The following is a 19373-nucleotide window of genomic DNA, read 5'->3' on the forward strand; positions in this document are numbered from 1 at the left end:
TCTGGTGTGCCAGTTGTCCTGCCAAGGGCATGGCTGGTTGGCTACGTTCGGGAGGGATAACCGCTGAAAGCATCTAAGCGGGAAGCCTGCTTCGACCCTCGCCCACCTCGCCGGTCTCGTACGGGGGCGTCATACGGCGTCGTGGGAGGGGGCCGCGGATTCCGGCGACGCCGGGCCGCGCAGCCGGGCCTCGACCCGGCCGCCCGTGATGCGGGCCTCGAAGGCGGGCTGCGGTGCGGTCGCGGGGCCGCGTACGTTCCAGCCGTCCTCCAGGCGGAAGACGCTCCCGTGCCAGGGGCAGGTGACGCAGCCGTCCTCGACCGTGCCCTCGGAGAGGGGGCCGCCCATGTGGCTGCACTCGGCCGCAAGGATGTGCACACGGTTTCCGGCCTCGCGCACGACCAGGACCGCGACGTCGGCGACGTGCCGCCTGACCGGCTGCCCCACGGGGAGGTCGGCGACCTCCCCGACGTCGTGCCACCCGGACCCAACCAGGTCCGGCACCGCCTCCGCGTGGTTGGCGCCGGAAGCCAGCCGATAGGCCAGGTGGCCGCCGATCGCACCGCCGAGACCCACGGCCGACAGCCCGGCGAATCCGAGGGTCTTGCCCAGAGCGGTGCGGCCGCGCGAGCGCGCGACGAGGGAGCCCGCGTAGAGCCCCACCCCGGCCAGGTTGGCGGCCGCGTGCACCAGTCCCACCCGCATCTGGCGGCGCTGCAGCTCGGCCCAGTCGGTCCAGCCGGCCAGGGCCGACGGAGCCGCGGCCGCGAGCCCCACGCCGATCAGCGCACTCGCTGCCCGCCGTTGCCCCGGCATGATGTCGAGCAGCGCGGCGGACAGCCAGGTGCCGACCGGAACCTGCACCATCAGCGGGTGGACGGGGTGGCCCAGCCAGCGGCCGTGCAGCACGTCCCGGCCTCGGCCCAGGGGAAGCGCCCGGACGGTGTCGCGCAGTCGTCCGATCACACCGTCCAAGCCCTCCGCCCGCTCCAGGCGGTCCATGCCCCGGAGGACCCTGCCGGGGCCCTGCGCCGAGGGGAGGAAGCTTTTGATCACCCGCGGTACGGCCCCACCCGTGGAGCCGCCGCCGTCATGGTCAGGTTTCCGAGTCATGGACGATAAGTAACCATTTGTCTCTCGGGGAAACTGCCTGAACACGGCGACTGTCCGCAGGACCGCCGACCGGGACGGCCTCGCGGCCGTTCTCCTCACGAGTCGCTGTCGTCTCCTCGGGACAGCCGCCCGGCCCGCCACCACGCGGCGAGCCAGGCGATCTCCTTGGCCGCGTCCATGAGGTACGTGGCGGGGATCGTGCGTCGGGGCACGTAGACCAGGTCGATGGTGAGGAAGGTGAGGGCGGTCCCGACGCCGATGCGGCGGGCTTGGCGCAGCCCCGCCGGAGTGGGTTCGGCGCGGAGCATGCTGAATCCCGCCGATGCGAGCAGAGCTCCACTGGTCCTCTGCAGCCATCGGTCGGTCTTCGCGCCGTAGATCCTTTCGAAGCTCCGCAGGGAGACGACCGGCCACAGTCCGCCGACGATGTTGAAGAGGCCCTGGGCGCGAGCGACGGCGAGGGGATGGGCAGGGGCCGACCCACCACGCCGGACGTCCGGGGCGCGCCACGCCCTGCGTGCGCGCGGTGCACGCCGTACGTGCTGCGGCGCTTCGGTCCCGCGACCCTGGCGGGACCCGGCGTAGGCGGCTTCGCGCAGGGAGCGTAGACGGGAGGTGGGCGCCAGGTCCGGGAGACATGCTGCATAAGGGTCGAACGCGCTCGGTCCGCTCACGTGCTCGGGATCCGTGTTGTGTACGGAAAGGGTGGCGAACTGCCGCCATGCCTCCCCACGGGCGGCGGCACAGAGCCGGAACCGTGCAGGCTGTCGGCCCAGTGCCCGGGCGAGCGCTGACGGGCGGGCGGGAAGCCCGCGGCCGGGCTCGTCGGGGAAGGCCGCCACGACCCGGTCCCGGTCGGGGAAGCGGTAGCTGGTGAGCGTGGAGTAGGGGCCGCCGAGGGCGTCGGTACGCGGTACCGGAAGATGCCGCGTGAGAGGCCCGCTGCCGCTGGAGGTGAGCAGCAGGTCCAGCGGTCGGTCCGGTCCCCCGGCGTCCTTGATCCTGAGCGCCAGGCCCAGCCCGTCGGGCAGCCGTGCCGGCAGTCCCGCGGCCCGCGACCAGCGCACGGTGACGTCGTAGCGCCCTCCCCTGTCCAGCCATGCCACGCCCGACGGCCGGTCGCCGGGCGGGAGGACGTCGAGCACCCCGGAAAGGACCAGACCGTCCGGGTGCAGGGCCGGGCGTCGACCGCGACGCCGGGCCAGGCCGCGGACCAACGCCTGAACGCAGCGGACCGTCGCCTTCACCGTCCTCTCCGGACCGGCGATGAGGCCCGGACGGACGCGCCGGACGAGCGTCGAGTGGATGGCCTTCGGGGTACCTCGATGCGAACAGACATGATCTCGCCCTCCGTACGCGCTCACATGTCCCGCGGGTACCCACCACGCCCCTGCCGACACCCGGAGCTTCTTCCCACCTCACGTTGATGCGTGGTGAAGGACAGGGACGGCCGTGGCCTGCTCACCGACACAGCGGATCGTGGCGTGGGCGGCGTTGTGGAGACGTTCCCACCGCTTGAGGCGCCGGCCCCGAAACGGTACGCGGACGGATTCGCCGGCGCCAGCGCGTCCCAATCCCTGCCGCCTGGCCTTCAGCCGCCCGCTCAGGAACTGCAAGGTGCGGCTGAACGGATCTATCGGGGGACAAGCACGCGAAGCTCCTGGCAGACAAGGGTGATCTTGGTCGAGAACCCGTCTACCAGGAGCTTCGTCGTTGCGCAGCCATGTCCAACTCGCGGCCGGCACCGCCGGCTCTCCCTACTCGGTCCGCCGCGGCCGGTGGGTGAGGCGGTCGGCTCAGTACAGCCGCGTACAGCCGTTGCGGGTGCAGAACTCCTCGGCCAGGGGGGTGACGTTCTCGTCGTACATCGCGATGTAGACCCGCTGGACGCCGCCCGACAGCGCGATCTGCAGCGATCCGCTGAAGGCCTGGTTCGGCCCGCCCGCGTTCGCCCACGGGCTGCAGATGGCGCCGGTCGTCACGTCGCCGTTCGCCCCCCAGGCACAGACCATACGGGAGCCGCTCGCCGCGTGGACGGCGCCGGACACGCTGGCGGAGTACCCGTCGGTGAAGTGGATGGTTCCGGATGTGGTGCTGTTGCCGTAGTTCATGCTGAAGGGCCTGTCCACGCTGTTCGCGGTGGCTTGCGCCGGGGCGGCGAAACCGATGGCCACCATCACGGCCACAAGCATCACCATCAGGGGCTTGCGCATGACTCTTCCTCTCCGTCGGACGAACATGGAGCGAACAGGAGCTTCCGCCATGCTACTTGTGACCGACCGTGAACACGTCAATACGCGCCTGCGGGTGCGGTGTTCCGCCTTCATGACAGTGAGCCTTTTCCAAGCTGGCGGCGCTGACCGCGCCGGCCAGAGCATCCGAGTGCTCTTCCCGTACTACGCCACGTTCCTGGACGGTCTTCAGGAGCGTTCCAACCGGCTCATCGAGGATTCGGCGCGGGAGTGGAGCCGGCACGGCGAGGACAGCAGCCAAGGGCTGAGCCGCAAGCTGGTCCGCTCTCTGACGGTGCCGGGCGGCACTTGGCGGACGCCGGTGGCGGCCGGACGTCGCCCGTCCGCTCCCCTCCCGATTCCAGGTGGGGGAAGGGGGCGAACACGTGCAGGTGGTGCGCACGTACGACCGGCCGCCGCCGTAACCCTCACTTGCTGACGCGGCGCCATTGCTGTTGAGCGCTGCCGTCGGGGGTCTGCTGTTCCAGTGTGGCGCCGTCGGAGGTCGACCGTCCGGTGATGCCGAGCACCTTGCCGCTGCGGACACAGGTCAGGGTGATGTGTCCGTCGCCGGTGTCGGTCACCTGCCAGCGCTGGTTGTCGGCGTAGGTCGAATTCCACTGGACGAGTCTCGCGCCGTCGGCGGTGCCGCCGCCGCTGACGTCCCAGGACAGACCGTTGGGGGTGCGGATCTGGTAGACGCCGCTTCTCACGGGGACGAAACGGAACTGCTGGTTGGTCGCTTCGCTCGGGGTGTACTGGATCAGTTCGGTGCCGGGGCTGGTGGAGGCGCCGGGGACGTCGATGGCCTTTCCGCTGTGGCGGTTGATCAGCTGGAACACGGTGTGCTGGACGGGGGGCGTGACGGTGACGGACCCACTGGAGGGAAGGGTGACGGTCTGGCTCCAGTCGCCGAAGACGATCGTGGTCGACCGGCCGGCCGTGCCGCGGAGCGTGGCGCTCGTGACCTGTCCGGACGACCAGGAGAGGTCGACGGTGAGACCGCCTCGTACGCCGACGCCGGTCACCGAACCGGAAGCCGCCCACGCCTCGGGCAGGGCGGGCAGGAGCTCCACGCGTCCGGGGCGGGACTGGACCAGCATTTCGAGCATCGCCACGGGCGTGCCGTAGTTGGCGTCGATCTGGAAGACCGACCTGCCGCCGAGGCCGTACATGTCGAAGAGGTTGATGGCGGAGCCGTTGCTGAAGCCGACGGAGGGCTTCAGCACGTTCATGACGCACTCGTACGCCTTGTCGGCGTGCTTGAGGTGGGCCCAGCAGATGGCGCGCCATGCCGTGGCCCAGCCGAAGCTCTCCATGCCGCGTGCGTCGAGGAGCTTGGTGGCGCCGGCGACGAGGGCCGGGGGAGAGTCCTGGAGGTTGATGCGGTCGCCGGGGAACAGGCCCATGTGGGCGGAGAGGTGGCGGTGGGTGGTCTCGCCGAGGTTGCCGTCGCTCATCCACTCCTCCAGCCAGCCGCTGGTGGCGCTGACCTCGGGCAGGTAGAGCTTGCTCTGGAGACCGGCGATGGTGGAGGCGTAGGAGGCGTCCTTGCCGAGTTTCGCCGCGGCGGCCCGGTAGTTCTCGAACAGCTGCCAGACCAGCTCCTGGGCGTAGGTGATGCCCCGGGCGTTCTCGGGACCGTGTTCCGGGGACCAGTCGTGGTCGTCGATCAGGACCTGGCGAGCGGCGCCGGTCGCCGGATCGGTCACGGTCGTCGTGATCAGCCGTGCCTGCCAGAACTGGCAGGCGCCCTTGAGCAGCGGGTAGATCTTGGCGAGATGGGTGGTGTCCTGGGTGTACTCGTAGTGCTCGTACAGCGAGTTGCACATCCAGGCGTTGCCGGCCGGGTGCCACCACCAGCCGTTGCCGCCCCAGACGTTGGTGGAGATGGCCAGGGTCCGGCCCGCCACCCTGCCGGAGGTGTTGCGGAACCGGTTGCGGGAGTCCTGGAAGAGCTTCGCCGTCCTGGTCTGCCAGCCGGGCAGCTGCGCGACGCAGTAGTCGGTGAACGCGTCGAAGCACTCCGAAAGGCCCGCCCGGTCGGGCAGCCAGTAGTTCATCTGGACGTTGATGTCGGTGTGGTAGTCGCTCATCCACTCGGGAGTGTTGCTGTCGATCCACAGACCCTGCAGATTGGTCGGAAGGCTGCCCCGGGACCCGGTGATCGTCAGGTAGCGGCCGAACTCCAGGTAGGCGGCCTCCAGCTCCGGGTCGGGCGCGGCACCGGCCGCGGAACGCGCCGCCAGCCGTGCGGGGGTGTCCAGCGCCCGCTGCGCGTCCGTCGAGGCCCCCAGGTCGACCGACATCCGCTGCTGCAGCCGCTGGAAGTCGGCGACGTGCGTCGCCAGCAGCGCCGTACCGCTCGCCGCCCCCGCGGCCGCCGCCCTGCCACGGGCCACGGTCAGCGGCACCAGCGCGGTGTCCTTGTAGGCGACGGAGGCGTCGGCCTTGTAGTTGGTGCCACCGGACAGGATCAGTACGACCTCGGTGCAGCCCGTGAAGGTGACCTTCGTGCCCGTCGCCGAGACGCTGCCGCCCGTACCGACCGCCTTGACCAGGGTCGCGTACTTCAGCGTGTTGGGCAGCGTCGCCGCGAACGACACCTCGGCCCCGGCGGCGTTCGACGTCACCGTCTCGCCCCGCGTTCCGGTGAGCGTCAGCGACCCCGTGTAGGAACCGCCGCCGCTCTGCGAGAGGCGCACGACGATCACGTCGTCGGGGTGGCTGGAGAAGACCTCGCGCCGGTACGTCACGCCGCCCAGCTGGTAGGAGGCGGTGACCAGGCCGTTGCTCATGTCGAGGGAGCGGCGGTACCCGCTGATGGCCGAGCCGCTGTGGGCGGGTATCTCCAGGTACGCCTTGGCCAGCATGCCGAAGGCACCGAAGTCGTCCGTGCCGTAGGGGAACTGTCCGTCGGCCTGGAGCGCGGCGTTGGCGTGGCCCGTCCACAGCGTCGCGTCCGCGAGTACGAGCGCGTCCCGGGACGGGTCGCCGGACACCAGCGCGCCGAGCCGCCCGTTGCCGACGGGCAGCCCCTCCTCCATGATCACGCTTTCCCGGCCCGGCGAGGGGTACCAGAGGGTGACGGTCTCGTTCTCCGGCACCAGGGACAGTGTGCTCGGCCGCGTCACCGCGGCTGCGGGCGGAGTGAACTCGGGCAGCGACGACATGGCGAACAACGCCCCGAAAGCGGCGGCTGCTCTCAGAACTCCACGGCGGGAAACGCCGGACTCGCCGCTTGCGGTCGGTGGCTGGGGGGCGGGGTCGGACATCACGGTGCTGCTCCTTCGGTCGACAGGATGCGGAGGTCGCGGCGGACCGTTCCGAGGCTGATGGCCGGGTGACGCACAGCGCTGCGTCCGCCTGAGCGGGCCGGGTCGCCTTCGACCGGCGGTGCTGAAAGCACCGCCGTTCTGCCGGATTTGCGTCGCATGGTCACACGCCTCTTGCGATTCGCGGTACGGAGGATGGCGCGCACGTGGTGCGCGAGAGGACCTGGCCCGGGGGAGCGGCGCAGCGCAGTCGACCGTCGGGCCGCCGGTGAAGGTCCCGCTGGAGGAAAGGCTGACGCTGTCACCACATGGTTGTGGTTCGCCACCTCGCGTGTTTGCGTAAACACGAGTCTGGCTGAGAGTTTGCGATCCCCGGTCGAACCTGTCAACCATCAGGACAGAACCAGAGGACTTCTCTGACCACAGGTCGAGCCGGTCAGGTCGCCCCGCCCCGTGCCCCGCGACCGTCCTGCGTGCAGGATCTCCCTTTCGGTGCGCGACCCAGCCGGGCGAGAGGGGCACCCCGCCCACACCGTCCTCCCCGGCGCCCGAGCCTCGGGCACCAGCCCCAGCGGCCGGCGAACGACTCGACGAACAGCAGCCCCCGGGCCCCGTCCAGCGGTTTCGGACCGGGGCCGCACTCACCCCCTGGCCCCGCGAACCAACCAAGATTCTTTGTCAGACAGGCCGTAAGGGCTGTCCCGTAACTGCGGCCGGGGCGGGGTGTCGGCCACCTGGGCACGCCCCAATGTCAGAGGAAGATGAGCTCGACGCTCTCGTCTACGCAGAAACGCAGGACGACCATCAGCTGTTGAGCGTCTTGGATGTGCTGCCCGAAAAGCGTTGAAGCGGATGCGGGGCCATTGGACGTCCGGGCTGCTGACGTCTCCGTCTCCTGGGAACAGAGTCAAGCCCACGTGGTCCTCCTCGCTTGCGAAGTGGACAGGATCGGCCGGAGCGAGCGTCATCGGCAACTGAAATGATCGCCGTGTGGCTGGTGTGATCACGGCGTCGGAGCCGTCCTGGACAGCCCCGTTCTCCGGGCTGAGCCCGCGCGTCTTCGGGGGGCTGGTGACGATTCTGCGGCGCGAGGGTGCGGACGCGGTCCGCAAGGGCCGGCCCTGGGGCCTTCCGCTGGAGAACCGGGCACTGCTGGTCGCGGCTTACTGGCGCACGAACCTCACGATACGCCAGCTCGCCCCGTTGTTCGGGGTGTCCAAATCGGCGGCAGACCGGATCATCGACCACTTCGGACCCCTGCTCGCGCTCCGGCCCCGCAAGCGGTTCGCCAAGGACACCGTGGTGATCGTGGACGTCACCCTGGTCCCCACCCGGGACCACACTGTGGCCGAGCGGTCGAAGAATTATCGGTACTCCACCAACCACCAGGTCGTCATCGACGCCGACACCCGCCTGGTCGTCGTGGTCGGCCGGCCGCTGGCCGGCAACCGCAACGACTGCAAGGCATGGGAGGAGCCCGGCGCCAAGGCCGCCGTCGGCAAGACCCTCACGATCGCCGACGGCGGCTACCCGGGCACCGGATTGGTCATCCCGCACCGTAGAGAGCGAGGCCAGACCGCACTTTCGGCCCGGAAGGAGGAACACAACAAGTCCCACAAGCAGGTCCGTGCCCGCGTTGAGCACGTCTTCGCCCTCGCCGGATAGGCGAGCGGCCCGCACAACGGCCGAGCATGCCCCAGTCGACTCGTAGATCATTTACGGGACAATCCTTAGTGAGGTCCATCGACAAGGTCCTCCCCTGCGTAGGTGAAGTACCAAAGCGGCCGGTAGCACTCCCAACCCGCCGGCCTCAGCCCGATCGGCGCCATGGCCCGCCCGATGGCCGTACGCACCTGCAGGTGATACTCCAGGCTCTCCGCTCCGGGCGTCCGCATACCCTGCATCATCACCGTGTGCGCCTGGAGAACCTGGAAGTTCGGGAACGCGCTGACCACGTCCGCCAACGCGGTCACCCCGCGCGCGAGGTCCTCCATCGGGTCCAGCCCGACGATGTACGTGTACGAGGTGTCCAGGCCATCGTCACGCACAGCTCCGCGTCCTCGGGCCAGGCAGCCTCGGTGAGCACGTAGGCGCGGCACGCCTCCGGGCCCCGGGGCAGCACGTGCCGGCAGAAGCGCTGGCCGTCGGCCGCGACCCTGGCGAGCCAGCTCTCGCCGAGCCCCAGCTCACGCAGGTGGAAGTCCACCAAAGCGCGCCCGCCCTGCGGATCGGCCCGGGTGTAGGAGGGTTCGGTCGCGGGCCCTTCGCGGGTCCAATCGCTCACCGCGATTCCTTCGAGAGGACAGAGGGCTGGGACCAGGGGTTGTGCTCGATCACCGCCGTGGAGGCGATGAGCAGCAGCACCACGACGAGGAAGCCGACGTAGGACGGAAGCCCGGTCCGCTCACTCGGGAGGGCCGACGCCGGCTTCTTTTGCTTGTGCCGGACGCTCAAGCCCGCCGGGCCGAGCGTCAGCAGGGCGGTGATCGCGGTGAAGACGTCGGTCACGGCTCAGTTCCCGCTCGTCCCGCGGGGCCGATGAGGACGCGCAGCGCGCGTTCGACGGCGTCGGGCTGCTCTGCACGTGTCCACCCGCCCCTGCGCATCGCCGCCTGCAGATCGGCCAGGAGGAGAGCCTCCCGGGCCTCCGGTGAGGGGGCGAGGGCATACGTCCCGGGCGTCTCGTACGACCGATGGGGGCGCAGCAGCCCTCCAGCATCAGCTGAAGCAGGGCCAGCCGGACCGTCGCCAGGGATGTGGCGAACTCGATGGCGATCCACCGTTGGGACGGCAGCCGCTGGTCGAGCGGGTAGGCGCGATCGGCAAGCCGCTTTCGGACCGCCTGTACGACCAGATCGGTCACGGTGCCGACGTCGCGCGGGGGCCGTGCCCCGGGCCGGGCGGCCCCGGCCGGCACCCGGTGTCCGCCACCATGCCCCGTACACCCATCCGGCCCCCCACACCGGCCCCTACTGCGCCTGCAAGCTACACGCTTGTTCGACGCCGCGTGCCAGCTGCCCACAAGAACCCGCAGAAGGTCGAATAGCACTCCCGAGGAGCCAACTTGACGCGTGATCAGACACGTTCAGATTCGGGCTAGAGTAGGCATTTCCAGCCAACATATTTTCCCTGGGGGATCCTTGCGTCTCAAGAGCAGCCTCGTCGCCGCCGCGGCTCTGGCCACCGTCATCACTCCGCTCCTCGCCAGCCCCGCGGCCGCGGCATCCGGCACCGAGGCAACGGTCTCGGCCAACTCGTACTACGGGCGGATGGTCATCGGCTGGGGGATCAATCCCTACCGTCTCGACCCGATCCAGATCTTCGCCCAGGATCGCGCGACCGACGGTTACGTCGTCGGCATCCGCCTCATCACCAACGGCGAAAGCGGCCACAAGGTCTGGTCGATGCGGACCGTGCCCAGCGGCCAGACGAGCGCCTCGTGGAGCACGTACTTGCAGGCCGGCTGGATCGACAACGCCTACTTCGAGGTCTGCAAGATCGGCGCCAGCAGCGGCGCGATCGCGAGCTGCGAGGCCTCTGCCGTGATGAACAACCCGTTCGACGACTCCTCCCTGTAGGGCGCACGACGAAAGGGGTGTCACCCGCATGCGGGTGACACCCCTTTTCCCTTTTCGTCTGTCTCCGACCGTCGGCCCGGGCAGGGGCCGGTCAGTCCGCCTTGAAGGAGACGATCTGACTTCGGGCGGCGAACCTGGATCTCGGCGCCATCGATCCGCAACCGGATCCCCGCGCCTCGGCGTAGGCGAACACGTCCGCCAGGGCCCGAAGTAGCACGCCGGAGTGTTCGGGGACTGGGAAGCCACGCATGGCCGGCAACGGGCGGATCTCCCCGATGGCGCGGAAAACCGTGGGGCGGGCGAGGCCATACGGCTCGGCGAGTGCGGTGTGCGGGAGCCCGGTGTGCAGGTGGACCAGGGTGACGAGCAGGCGGCCGGTGAAGCCCAGGTCGTACTTCAGGCTGGCACCGGCCTCCCGCTGCCGCTCGGTATCACGTCGCTCACGAAGCTCCGACTCGTACCGGAGGAGCCGGCGAGCCACCGATCGGCCAACTCTCCCATCAAATCGACGAGATGTGCATGCGAGACGCCGCAGAAGGCAGGATGGGGCGAGGCCGCACGGGTCCACGTCTTTGGCACACTCGAAGAGCCCGTTGCGGGAACTGTCCGAGCTGGAAACATCCCCGCGGAAGAGCAAACGCATCCGGCCAAGCACCAGCCCGAGCATCAGGACCTCAGCAGTCCGCCCACCCATTAGGAGCTGTCCGGCCGATCTAGAGGCGAATCGGTGTGGCCCGTTGGGCAGCTCGGCTGGGAGGGTGGGTGCATGAGTGACCTGGATGTGACGTCAGCTCCGCCCGGCCGTGTGGAGGTGGCTGCTCAGTGGAATGCACTGGCGCGAGGGGAGGTGACCCGCGAAGCGATGCATGCGTGGGCGGTTCCATGGGTGGAGGGCGAAGGAGCGTTCGCTGACTTCGAGGACCCTTTGGTCGAAACGGCCCTGCAGCACCTGCACGGTTTCGACCTTTGCCAGGATCCAGGCCGTCCCGGTGTCGTCTGGCACGGCATATCGGGTGAGGGCGAGTGGTGCCACTCGCTCGATGACATCACCGGCGGCCTCATCCGGTGGAAGGAGAACTGCGCTCTCTACGATGCTGATCCGCAGGGCTGGCTCCACATGGTGCGTGAGCGGGCACGGGCGTTCCTCCAGACTGAGGAAGCGAAGCACAGGCAATGTTGACCGCTCGGGCAGGCGCTGTGGTCACGACCGGATCCAGATGACGAGTGCGGCTGCGGTGACGGTGCCGAGGAAGACGTAGCCGCACTCGTCGTAGCGCGTGGCCACTGCGCGGTAGTTCTTCAGCCTGTTGATGGCCCGTTCGACGGTGTTGCGCTTTCTGTAGCGGTCCTCGTCGAAGCCAGGTGGCCGACCGCCTTCAGCCCCGACGGGTTCGGCCGCACCCGGTTGGCGTGGTCGGTGATCGGGGTGGACAGCCACAGCACCTGGCGCTCGACCGACGCGAGCGTCCGCAGATCCGGATGACCGGCGGGGCCCCTGCTCCTCGCATCCAGCGGCGCGGTCTTCGGAACCATCACAAGCCACCTCCCATACCGGCCCCCAGGGGACCGCCTCGCCTTCGTGGCCGGCAAGGTGACAGTTCTCCCGCCATCCGCATGAGCCATGATCATCCGATTCGGCAATCTGCTCAGCCCGGCCCACCAGAAGAGGACACCCCTTGAGCACCGTGCCCAACGAACGGCCCCTGGACGACACCGACGCCCGGATCCTGCTCGCGCTGGCCACCGAGCCGAGAGCGACCGTCGTCGCGCTGGCCGAGCACCTGCGCCTGTCCCGCAACGGTCCAGACCCGCCTGAACAAGATGGAGCGCAGCGGTGCCCTCGCCTCCTACGAACGCCGCATCACCCCGGAGGCACTCGGCTGCCCGCTCACCGCCTTCATCACCGCCCGGGTGGACCAGCGGCGACTGGCGGAGGTGTTCCGGGCGCTCGCGGGCATCGCCGAGGTGGTGGAGGTCTTCGGCCTCAGCGGCGAGACGGACCTTCTGGCCCGCGTCGCCGCCACCGACACCGAAGACCTCTACCGGATCGCTGGCCGGATCCTGGCTGTTCCCGGCATCGAACGCACCACCACGTTCCTGGCCATGCGCGAACTCGTCCCGCACCGCCTCACTCCACTGCTGCGCCGTGCCGTCGGCGAAGGGTGGAGGACGTGGTGCTTGCTGCTCGGCCGACCAGGCTGGGACCGTTTTTAGGTCCTGTCGGGCGGCCCGGACACGTCTGGAGTCGATCACCGCCCTGGACCAGTCCAGCAGCCTGGCCGACCGCAGCTGCATCAGCAGGACGGACGGGCGCCCTGGTGACCGAGCTCAGCCGGAACGGTACCCCCACCGGGCCGCGCCGTCCTTGCCCATGAAGCACTTCGCCGGACGCCCGTCGGAGGTCGTGGCAGTGGCACCTACGGGGGAGCAGAACTGGCCGAAGCCAACGCCGGAGCCGCCGCTGGTGCTGCTTGTGCCGTCCGAGCCCCCGGAGGTACCGCCGTCCCACGACTCGTCGCCGCTTCCTCCCGCCGTCGACGTACCACCGTCCGAGGCGGAGTCGTGAGACGGCTGCGCACGAGGCTTGGGCTTCGAAGTCGCCTGCAAACCCGACGCCGGGTCGGGCTTCGGCTCGGGTTTGGGCTTCGGCTTGGGTTTGGGTTTCGGGGTCGGGCTGGGCGCGGTGCAGGAGACGCCCGGACCGATGAGCCACAGGTCGACCTGCGTGGTGACGGGCACCTCGATGCCCGCCTCCGGCTGTTGCCGGCAGACCTGCCAGTCCGCCAGGCTCCGGCTCCGGTCGTCCAGAGGCTGCCCGGTGTGCGCGTGGAAGCGCGTGACGCGGTCGAGGTCGAGCGTGGCGAGCGTCCGCGACGCAGCGTCGAACCGCTCGCCGACGAGGTCCGGCATCACCACGCGCCGGGTCCCATCCAGTTGCGAGGGACACGGTTCCGCCTCCGGAACCGCGTAGAGCGTCAGAGTCCTGTTGTACGGGCGGGTCTGCTCGCCAGGGGAGGGGTTCTGGAAGCAGACGCGCCAGCCGGCCTGAGAGGCCGTCACCGTCCGGTACGCGGACGACGCGTCGGCAGCCTCCACCCGCCACGCCCCGCGGCGCGCCGTCGCGACGGCCGTGGTCAGAGAGGCCCCGCGGAAGTCGGGCAGGACCGACGCGTGCTCCGTTCCGCCCTGTGCCACGGCATCGGGCTGCCCGGGCCCGCTCAGCCCGGCGACCAGCACCGCGGCGACCCACACGACCACCGACACCGGATGCCGCCGTATCCACGTGGAGGTCCGCTTCCCGGCACCGGGACGCAGGGATGACCCCGGGGGCAGGAGCTTTCCCGCTGCTTCCAGGAACTCACCCTTCGGATCGAGCTTCGAGCCGTGCAGCTTGTGCGGTTTCCCGTCCACCAGGATCTCGACGGAGTCGAACATGCCGTACGCGCTCCGCAGGATCCGCAGCGGCCCGGCCACGCGGGTCGCCTTCGGCGCCAGGAGATTCCGGAGGAGGACGAGCCCCTTCCCGGTGAGTACGGCGTAGCCCCAGCCGTCGTGATAGACGGACCGGACGACCTCACCCGCCCCGAGCTCCTGCAACAGGACCTTCTTGTGGCTGTCGGAGAGGGAAATGCTCTCGCCCGACGCGACTGTGGCGGTACGCGGATCGTCAGCCAACGGATCGGACACAAGCTACCCCGTGCTCGGAGGGACGACAGACGGCCCGAGGAAGGCCCGCACGGCGGTCCCGGACGTACGGGATGTTAGCCGCTGCCCAGCGAAGTCGCTGGTCCGGGCCTCTGCCCCCCCGATTTCACGTGCACATGCCGGAGGGCAAGCAGAGGCGGGCCGGTCGTTGAGACGGGCGACGGACTCGTTTTTCGGAGTACCCCCGCTCGCGCGGGGACCCATGTCGTACCACTGCCGAACGTGGCTCGCTACGCTGGATCTTTCGACATGCCGTTCACGGAGGACTCTCCATGGCGAGCGAGAAGAAGCGGGAGTGGACACCATGACAGAGAAGAGCTCCCGTGCCTCGGGCGAAAGAGCCGTTCCCGGCTCCGGCCCGGCCGCCGCGGCCGGCGCGCCGGTCATCCTGAGCAACGAGCCCGGCTCGTTCGCCTGGGGCGTGCTGGCCAAGCGCCACCCCGCCCTCATCCAGCAGGTACGAGACGCCTTCCCGTACGGCCGCCGGCAGCACGAGGCCCTCGACGCCCTGCTGGACGAGATCACCCACGGCGTCATCGAGCCGCTCGCCCTCGGGGAGCACGACCGTGAGAGCTGGGCGGACTGGGGACAGGAGCACTTCGGGCGCTCCTGGTACGACGTTCCGTTCCTGTGGGCGGAAAGCTACTTCTACCGCAGGCTCCTCGGCGCGGTCGGGTACTTCGGCAGCGGACCGTGGCAGGGAGTCGATCCGTTCGCACCGTTCAAACGGGCCGAGCTGCGCGGCGAGGCCGTGGAGGAGGAACTGCGGGCCCTGGACGCGCTCGCGGGTGTTCCGGCGGACGAGCGGGCTGCCGCCCTGCTCCACGCGTCGCTCTGGGGCAACCGCGCGGACCTCGGCTTCCGCGTCTCGGCGGGGGAGCCGGCGGCCGGTGCCGCCACTGCCTCCGCGCTGGTGGCCGACGACAGCGCCGTGCTGTGGCAGTTGCTGCCCGTCGGGGGCTCCTCGACCGTCGCCGTGGTGGCGGACAACGCGGGACGCGAGCTCATCCCGGACCTGATCCTCATCGACCACCTCCTCGAACAGCGGCATGCCGAACAGGTCGTGCTCCACCTCAAGCCGTACCCCTACTACGTCTCCGACGCGATGACGGCCGACGTCGTCGACTGCCTCCGCCGCCTCACCGAGGCACCCGGCGAAGCCAGTGCGATCGGAGGCCGGCTGTGGAGGGCCATGGCGGCAGGGAGCTTGGAGGTCCGCACCCACCCGTTCTTCTGCGCTCCGCTGCCGTACGAGGAGATGCCCGAGGACCTCCGCGGCGAGTTCGAGAGCGCCACGCTCACCATTCTGAAGGGCGACCTCAACTACCGACGCCTGGTGGGCGACCGGCTGTGGGACGCCACAGCGTCCTTCGCCGATCTCACCGCGTACTTCCCGGGGGCCGTCGCAGCGCTCCGGACCCTGAAGTCCGACGTCATCGTCGGTTTGGAGCAGGAAGTGCTGGACGGGCTCGAACGGTCCGGGACTGCCTGGCGTACGAGTGGAACGCACGCGCTGATCCAGGCACGACGGTAGGGGAAATCTCCGTTACCTCCTGCATCGCCTCCGTGCCGCAGGGGGAGCAGTCGAGCGGCGACGCCAAGCCGTGCCACGCCGCACCCGTCAGCTCACCACGACCCACCACGAGATCGATGAAGCAGACGCGGCCCGGCGCCCGTACGACGGGCGCCGGTCACTCGTCTTCCTCTTCCTCCTCGTCGTACCAGCCTTCGATCATGCCGACGAGCCGTTCGTCGATCGGGTTGTCGAACTCGTCTTCGGTGGCGAGGAGTCGGCGCAGCGTGTTCAAGGGGTACCAGTGTGCGCCGGGCTTGGCGTCGGGCGCGCCGACGCAGGGGGTGTCCAGGTAGGCGGGGTCCGGGACCGCCGGATAGAACGCCGGGAGCAGGCCGAAGGAAACGTCCGGTTCGAACTTCCACACCCAGCCCTCGCGCCGTCGGCGCAGGGTCTCGCCGACGTACCACACGGCGCCCTGGACGAAGGGGGAGCGGCGCTGTGCGGTGATCTCCTCCGGCTCGGCGAACGTCTCCTTGACGAGGTCCTCCAGGGCATCGAGGGAGGCGTCGGAGAAGTCGAACCGGTCGACGCCGCCCGCTTCCCGGGCCCAGCTTTCGAAGGCGGCCCGGCGTTCGGCGAGCCAGGCCAGGAGGTCGGGGTGGCGGGTGGAGTCGTAGTCGGGATGGGGTGTGGTCATGGCCAGAACCTACCGAACCGTTCCGCCACCCGCGCAGGATCTTCGCGGAGTCAACACACGACACGTCAACAACCCTTTGTACGACGGGTGTTGACGGCCCCTAGGGTGGTGGGCCGGCAGGAGCGGGCACGATACGGGGGCCCCTTGTCCGGCCTGCCTCCGCAGTCTTGAGTCCCGTGGCCCCCACGACCAGGGACACTACGTGAGCACATCCATACGACAGCGCCTGAAAAGGCGCCTCTCCGCCGCGCTGGCGGTCGTTTCCTCGGTGGCGGTGCTGCTGGTCGGCCTGCCGTCCGTGGCGTCGGCCGCGCCCGGGGACTACGCGAAGATCACCGGCGGCAAGCGGTGCGATCAGACGCACCTGAAGAGGACCGTCCCGCGTACGCCGAACAACTCGGGGGCGCCGACGGGACAGCACCACTGGACGAAGTCCGGGCCGGACGAGGAGTACTACTACAACAACTCGTACAAGGGCTTCGAGAACGTTCCCGCGCCCACTGCGGCCGAGCTGGGGCAGGTCACCGGCGCGGACATCGACAAGTGGGACAAGGCGTATGCGGCCTCCAGGGACCCGGAGGACATGCGCAAAGCGATCTACGCCCGCTACAAGCGGCACCGGAACGAGTCGAACAACCCCAAGCCGTTCGGCAGCTGGAAGGTCAACCTGATCAGCGCGCAGGTCAGCAAGCAGAAGGGGGGCGTGTTCGAGGTCAAGGCGGTTCAGGACTTCAACATGGTCGGCCCTGACTGGCTGTGCGAGGTCACGATCGAGATCTTCGACAAGGACGGCAGGAAGATCGCCTCCCGGCGGTACGACTCCTACAACCAGCGCACCGGTGAGCTGGGGGAGTTCAAGTCCGACGGGAAGCGCAAGCCGGCCCAGCTCCGGGCCGACAGGATCATCCTGCGGCACAAGGACGCGAAGTACGACTTCACCCGGCACCGGCTGACGATGTTCACGTCGGAGAAGCCGAACGGGGCCACCCTCCGCGACTACAAGGCCGAGAACGACAAGCTGCGGGCGGAGCGGGGGACGGGGAACAACCCGATCCGGATCGCGGAGCGCCGGGCGACCGCGAAGGGCCTGTGGCCGCAGACGAAGTACACGAAGACGTACAACGTGTTCAACCCGCTGCCGAACCGCGGCACCCAGGGCCCGGGCGCCTCACTGGCCTACGGTTCGGGCCGGAACCCGGACCAGGCACGGCAGTTGCAGAACCAGTACCTGGCGAACAACGCCCGGTCCGCGCTCGGCCGGGGCCCGGGAGGGGTGGACTTCTCCACCCTGGAGCTCCAGTACGTCGGCAACCCGGTCAAGGGCAAGGCCCTGGACTACTCCATGAAGGCCGACCTCGTGCCCGATGAGGACGACAACCCGGGCTGGGGCGGACAGGCGAAGCTCGAACTGGCCTCCGACGCCCTGTTCACGTGGCTGGCGCTCACCCCGGACCGGCAGTGGGTGAACCTCAACCCCGACCAGCCCGACACCATCATGGACAAGGCGTTCGGTGAAACCGACGCCGGCCGTGTTCTCCTCGTGGCCGACATGGAGATGAAGCGGGACTTCTCCCGCGCCATGGACCCCAAGAAGTCCCCGGGCAAGGAGTTCATGGACGCCGCCCCCAAGGTCGACGGGGTGCCGTGCTGGGGATCGGGACGCAACTGGATCGTTCCCGGCCGGGCGAAGGTCCGCGAGCAGGACGGCGGGATCTACATCCTCGACGCCCCGCTGGAGGTCAACCACGCGGCGATGGACTTCGCCACCCCCGTACAGGGAGAGGACTGCTCGAAGAAGCTCAGCAAGGAGGAGAAGGAGCGCAGCCACCGGCTGATCACCCGCTACCTCGTCCCGCACGTCGAGAAGCAGATCAACACCGACCCCAAGTACGCCGACCTGCGCCGCGTCTACAAGTCCCGCGTCGCGGCCGAGTGGATCCGCCAGCAGGACGCGAGGAAGGCCACCGACTTCCGTCCCATCATCAACAGCAACAACCTGAAGCGGTGGCCGCTGCGCGGTGAGAACGCCCACTGGGACAAGCGGACCGTGTGGCAGGAGATGGTGAAGTCCTTCACCAAGGGCGACTTCACCTACGAGTGGCCTCTCGGTGACGGTCGGATCTACACGTTCTTCGTCGGCGGCGTCGACTTCGCAAAGGTCCCCAAGCGGAACATCACCGGCATCGAGTTCACCGCCCAGCACCGTGAACTGCCCCGCGCGACGAAGGACTCCGTCCGCACGGAGACCTCCGCCCGCGACAGCGACACCGCGTTCCTGGGCGGCAACGGTTCCGCCCTGACGGACGACGGGAAGCCCGACCCGACGCCGACACCGACCGGCCCGACGCCGACCGGCCCGACGCCGACCGGCCCGACCGATCCGCCCACGTCACCGGCCCCGGACCCGACCGAGCACGGCAACGGCGACACCGGCGGCAGCGGGGGCGCGACGCCTCCGGCGAACCGGCCGGACCCGGACGGCGGCCTCGCCGACACCGGATCGGACACCCCGATCGGCCTGATCTCCGGCCTCGCCGCGGCGATCGCCGCCACCGGCGCGGCCCTGGTGTGGCGGATGCGGCGTCGCCGCACCGTCCAGGAGTAGCCTGAACGAGCAGCACGAACAGGAAGGGCCCCACCCCGGTTCGCCCCCGGGGTGGGGCCCTTCCCATGTGTGCTGCCGGGCGGTTACGACTGCGACGGAACACTTCCTCGTCATCGTCGTACAGGTCGCTGAAGACCTGGCCGGCGGTCTTGTCATCCGACGGCTACATGGCCCCAGCAGCCTGTGGTACGACGTGGGCGCGGGTGAGGGAGTGCGTGCTGACACGCATGGAGCCCGCCTCCGGGCCGGCCAAGCGGCCCCACGGTCTGCGGCACGCCGGCATCTCGTTCTGGTTGTACTCCGGTGTGGATCCGGTCGAATGCGCCTGCCGCGCAGGCCAGGGCATCGAGGTCCTCTTCCGCCACTGCGCCGAGTTCCTGGACGGCGTGCGGGACCAAGCCGAGCGCCTCGTCGAGCAGCCCGTGGAGGGGGCGGATCGCGTCAGCCGAGGTGAGGCGCCTGGCGGGTAAAAGTCCAGGTCAGGTGCCTCTTTTCGTACTCCTGGAAGAAGCCGAGCTTCTTCGGCGAGTACGACACCAGCAGGTTCTTCGTTTGCTGGTGGTACAACCGATGAACCCGCGCTGACCAGTGCGACTGGTCGTATGTGACGCTTCGCGAAGGGGGTTGGCCCGGGGACGGTCCGGGTGCCTCCC

The 19373-nt window shown here is 69.4% G+C and carries 16 protein-coding genes, 1 rRNA gene and 3 pseudogenes; 8 read left to right on the forward strand and 12 right to left on the reverse strand.

What is annotated here, in order from left to right; all coding sequences use genetic code 11:
• Nucleotides 1-107 (forward strand): 23S ribosomal RNA (locus ABZ318_RS28460); the annotation flags it as partial.
• A 22-nt stretch (nt 108-129) separates the two neighbouring features.
• Here ABZ318_RS28460 and ABZ318_RS28465 read toward each other — a convergent pair.
• The 4 genes from ABZ318_RS28465 to ABZ318_RS28480 all read right to left on the reverse strand — a co-directional run bounded on the left by ABZ318_RS28465 (nt 130) and on the right by ABZ318_RS28480 (nt 6451).
• Nucleotides 130-1002, reverse strand: coding sequence for a Rieske (2Fe-2S) protein (locus tag ABZ318_RS28465; RefSeq protein ID WP_356905337.1), 873 nt, complete (start codon nt 1000-1002; stop codon nt 130-132).
• Between the two features lie 206 nt (nt 1003-1208).
• A complete protein-coding gene (locus ABZ318_RS28470; RefSeq protein WP_356905319.1) occupies nt 1209-2360 on the reverse strand; it encodes a hypothetical protein in 1152 nt (383 codons plus the stop codon).
• Between the two features lie 549 nt (nt 2361-2909).
• Nucleotides 2910-3326 (reverse strand): hypothetical protein, encoded by a 417-nt coding sequence (locus ABZ318_RS28475; protein ID WP_356905320.1) that lies wholly within the window; start codon nt 3324-3326, stop codon nt 2910-2912.
• Between the two features lie 446 nt (nt 3327-3772).
• Entirely contained in the window at nt 3773-6451 is a 2679-nt protein-coding gene (locus ABZ318_RS28480; protein WP_356905321.1) for a glycoside hydrolase N-terminal domain-containing protein, read from the reverse strand.
• Nucleotides 6452-7609: 1158 nt separating this feature from the next.
• Here ABZ318_RS28480 and ABZ318_RS28485 point away from each other — a divergent pair.
• Nucleotides 7610-8272 (forward strand): annotated as a pseudogene (locus ABZ318_RS28485) (transposase family protein); the annotation flags it as partial.
• Between the two features lie 316 nt (nt 8273-8588).
• On the opposite strand, the gene ABZ318_RS28490 reads toward ABZ318_RS28485, so the two are convergent.
• From ABZ318_RS28490 to ABZ318_RS28500, 3 genes are read right to left on the reverse strand one after another with little or no spacing between them, the layout of a single operon-like run.
• Entirely contained in the window at nt 8589-8903 is a 315-nt protein-coding gene (locus ABZ318_RS28490) for a hypothetical protein (RefSeq protein ID WP_356905322.1), read from the reverse strand.
• Nucleotides 8900-9127, reverse strand: coding sequence for a hypothetical protein (locus ABZ318_RS28495; protein WP_356905338.1), 228 nt, complete (start codon nt 9125-9127; stop codon nt 8900-8902). Before ABZ318_RS28495 ends, ABZ318_RS28490 begins: the two co-directional genes overlap by 4 nt.
• Nucleotides 9024-9668: a GntR family transcriptional regulator gene (locus tag ABZ318_RS28500; RefSeq protein ID WP_356905323.1), complete on the reverse strand. Its 645-nt coding sequence runs from the start codon at nt 9666-9668 to the stop codon at nt 9024-9026. The genes ABZ318_RS28495 and ABZ318_RS28500 overlap by 104 nt, the downstream gene beginning before the upstream one ends.
• 91 nt (nt 9669-9759) lie before the next feature.
• Here ABZ318_RS28500 and ABZ318_RS28505 point away from each other — a divergent pair, with 91 nt between their 5' ends.
• Nucleotides 9760-10197 (forward strand): hypothetical protein, encoded by a 438-nt coding sequence (locus tag ABZ318_RS28505; RefSeq protein WP_356905324.1) that lies wholly within the window; start codon nt 9760-9762, stop codon nt 10195-10197.
• 91 nt (nt 10198-10288) lie between these two features.
• Here the strand turns inward: ABZ318_RS28505 and ABZ318_RS28510 are convergent, their stop codons facing one another.
• Nucleotides 10289-10864, reverse strand: coding sequence for a transposase family protein (locus tag ABZ318_RS28510; protein ID WP_356905325.1), 576 nt, complete (start codon nt 10862-10864; stop codon nt 10289-10291).
• Nucleotides 10865-10963: 99 nt separating this feature from the next.
• Between ABZ318_RS28510 and ABZ318_RS28515 the strand changes: the two genes are divergently transcribed.
• Nucleotides 10964-11377: a hypothetical protein gene (locus ABZ318_RS28515; protein ID WP_356905326.1), complete on the forward strand. Its 414-nt coding sequence runs from the start codon at nt 10964-10966 to the stop codon at nt 11375-11377.
• 21 nt (nt 11378-11398) lie between these two features.
• On the opposite strand, the pseudogene ABZ318_RS28520 reads toward ABZ318_RS28515, so the two are convergent.
• Nucleotides 11399-11581, reverse strand: a pseudogene (locus ABZ318_RS28520) (IS5/IS1182 family transposase); the annotation flags it as partial.
• A pseudogene (locus ABZ318_RS28525) lies at nt 11551-11730 on the reverse strand (hypothetical protein); the annotation flags it as partial. The pseudogenes ABZ318_RS28520 and ABZ318_RS28525, both read right to left, overlap by 31 nt.
• 288 nt (nt 11731-12018) lie before the next feature.
• On the opposite strand from ABZ318_RS28525, the gene ABZ318_RS28530 reads away from it, so the two are divergent.
• Entirely contained in the window at nt 12019-12411 is a 393-nt protein-coding gene (locus tag ABZ318_RS28530) for an Lrp/AsnC family transcriptional regulator (RefSeq protein ID WP_356905327.1), read from the forward strand.
• 114 nt (nt 12412-12525) lie between these two features.
• Here the strand turns inward: ABZ318_RS28530 and ABZ318_RS28535 are convergent, their stop codons facing one another.
• Nucleotides 12526-13794 carry a hypothetical protein gene (locus tag ABZ318_RS28535; RefSeq protein ID WP_356905328.1) on the reverse strand — a complete coding sequence of 423 codons (1269 nt, stop codon included), beginning with the start codon at nt 13792-13794 and terminating at the stop codon, nt 12526-12528.
• 412 nt (nt 13795-14206) lie between these two features.
• Between ABZ318_RS28535 and ABZ318_RS28540 the strand changes: the two genes are divergently transcribed.
• The gene (locus ABZ318_RS28540) at nt 14207-15436 is read left to right on the forward strand and encodes a damage-control phosphatase ARMT1 family protein (RefSeq protein ID WP_356905329.1); all 1230 of its coding nucleotides are present in this window, start codon (nt 14207-14209) and stop codon (nt 15434-15436) included.
• 157 nt (nt 15437-15593) lie between these two features.
• Here the strand turns inward: ABZ318_RS28540 and ABZ318_RS28545 are convergent, their stop codons facing one another.
• Nucleotides 15594-16115 (reverse strand): hypothetical protein, encoded by a 522-nt coding sequence (locus tag ABZ318_RS28545; RefSeq protein ID WP_356905330.1) that lies wholly within the window; start codon nt 16113-16115, stop codon nt 15594-15596.
• Nucleotides 16116-16317: 202 nt separating this feature from the next.
• On the opposite strand from ABZ318_RS28545, the gene ABZ318_RS28550 reads away from it, so the two are divergent.
• Nucleotides 16318-18720: a hypothetical protein gene (locus ABZ318_RS28550; protein ID WP_356905331.1), complete on the forward strand. Its 2403-nt coding sequence runs from the start codon at nt 16318-16320 to the stop codon at nt 18718-18720.
• A gap of 215 nt (nt 18721-18935) precedes the next feature.
• A complete protein-coding gene (locus ABZ318_RS28555) occupies nt 18936-19190 on the forward strand; it encodes a hypothetical protein (protein ID WP_356905332.1) in 255 nt (84 codons plus the stop codon).
• Nucleotides 19191-19373: the final 183 nt, after the last annotated feature.

Origin of the sequence: Streptomyces sp. NPDC006197, assembly GCF_040613865.1 — a bacterium.
Taxonomy (GTDB): domain Bacteria; phylum Actinomycetota; class Actinomycetes; order Streptomycetales; family Streptomycetaceae; genus Streptomyces.

What these genes read in the sequence shown, in the direction of transcription:
- ABZ318_RS28465 (WP_356905337.1), bottom strand. Translation starts at nt 1,002, where the DNA reads ATGGACCGCCTGGAGCGGGCGGAGGGCTTGGACGGTGTGATCGGACGA.
- ABZ318_RS28475 (WP_356905320.1), bottom strand. Translation starts at nt 3,326, where the DNA reads ATGCGCAAGCCCCTGATGGTGATGCTTGTGGCCGTGATGGTGGCCATC.
- ABZ318_RS28510 (WP_356905325.1), bottom strand. Translation starts at nt 10,864, where the DNA reads ATGCTCGGGCTGGTGCTTGGCCGGATGCGTTTGCTCTTCCGCGGGGAT.
- ABZ318_RS28515 (WP_356905326.1), top strand. Translation starts at nt 10,964, where the DNA reads ATGAGTGACCTGGATGTGACGTCAGCTCCGCCCGGCCGTGTGGAGGTG.
- ABZ318_RS28530 (WP_356905327.1), top strand. Translation starts at nt 12,019, where the DNA reads ATGGAGCGCAGCGGTGCCCTCGCCTCCTACGAACGCCGCATCACCCCG.
- ABZ318_RS28540 (WP_356905329.1), top strand. Translation starts at nt 14,207, where the DNA reads ATGACAGAGAAGAGCTCCCGTGCCTCGGGCGAAAGAGCCGTTCCCGGC.
- ABZ318_RS28545 (WP_356905330.1), bottom strand. Translation starts at nt 16,115, where the DNA reads ATGACCACACCCCATCCCGACTACGACTCCACCCGCCACCCCGACCTC.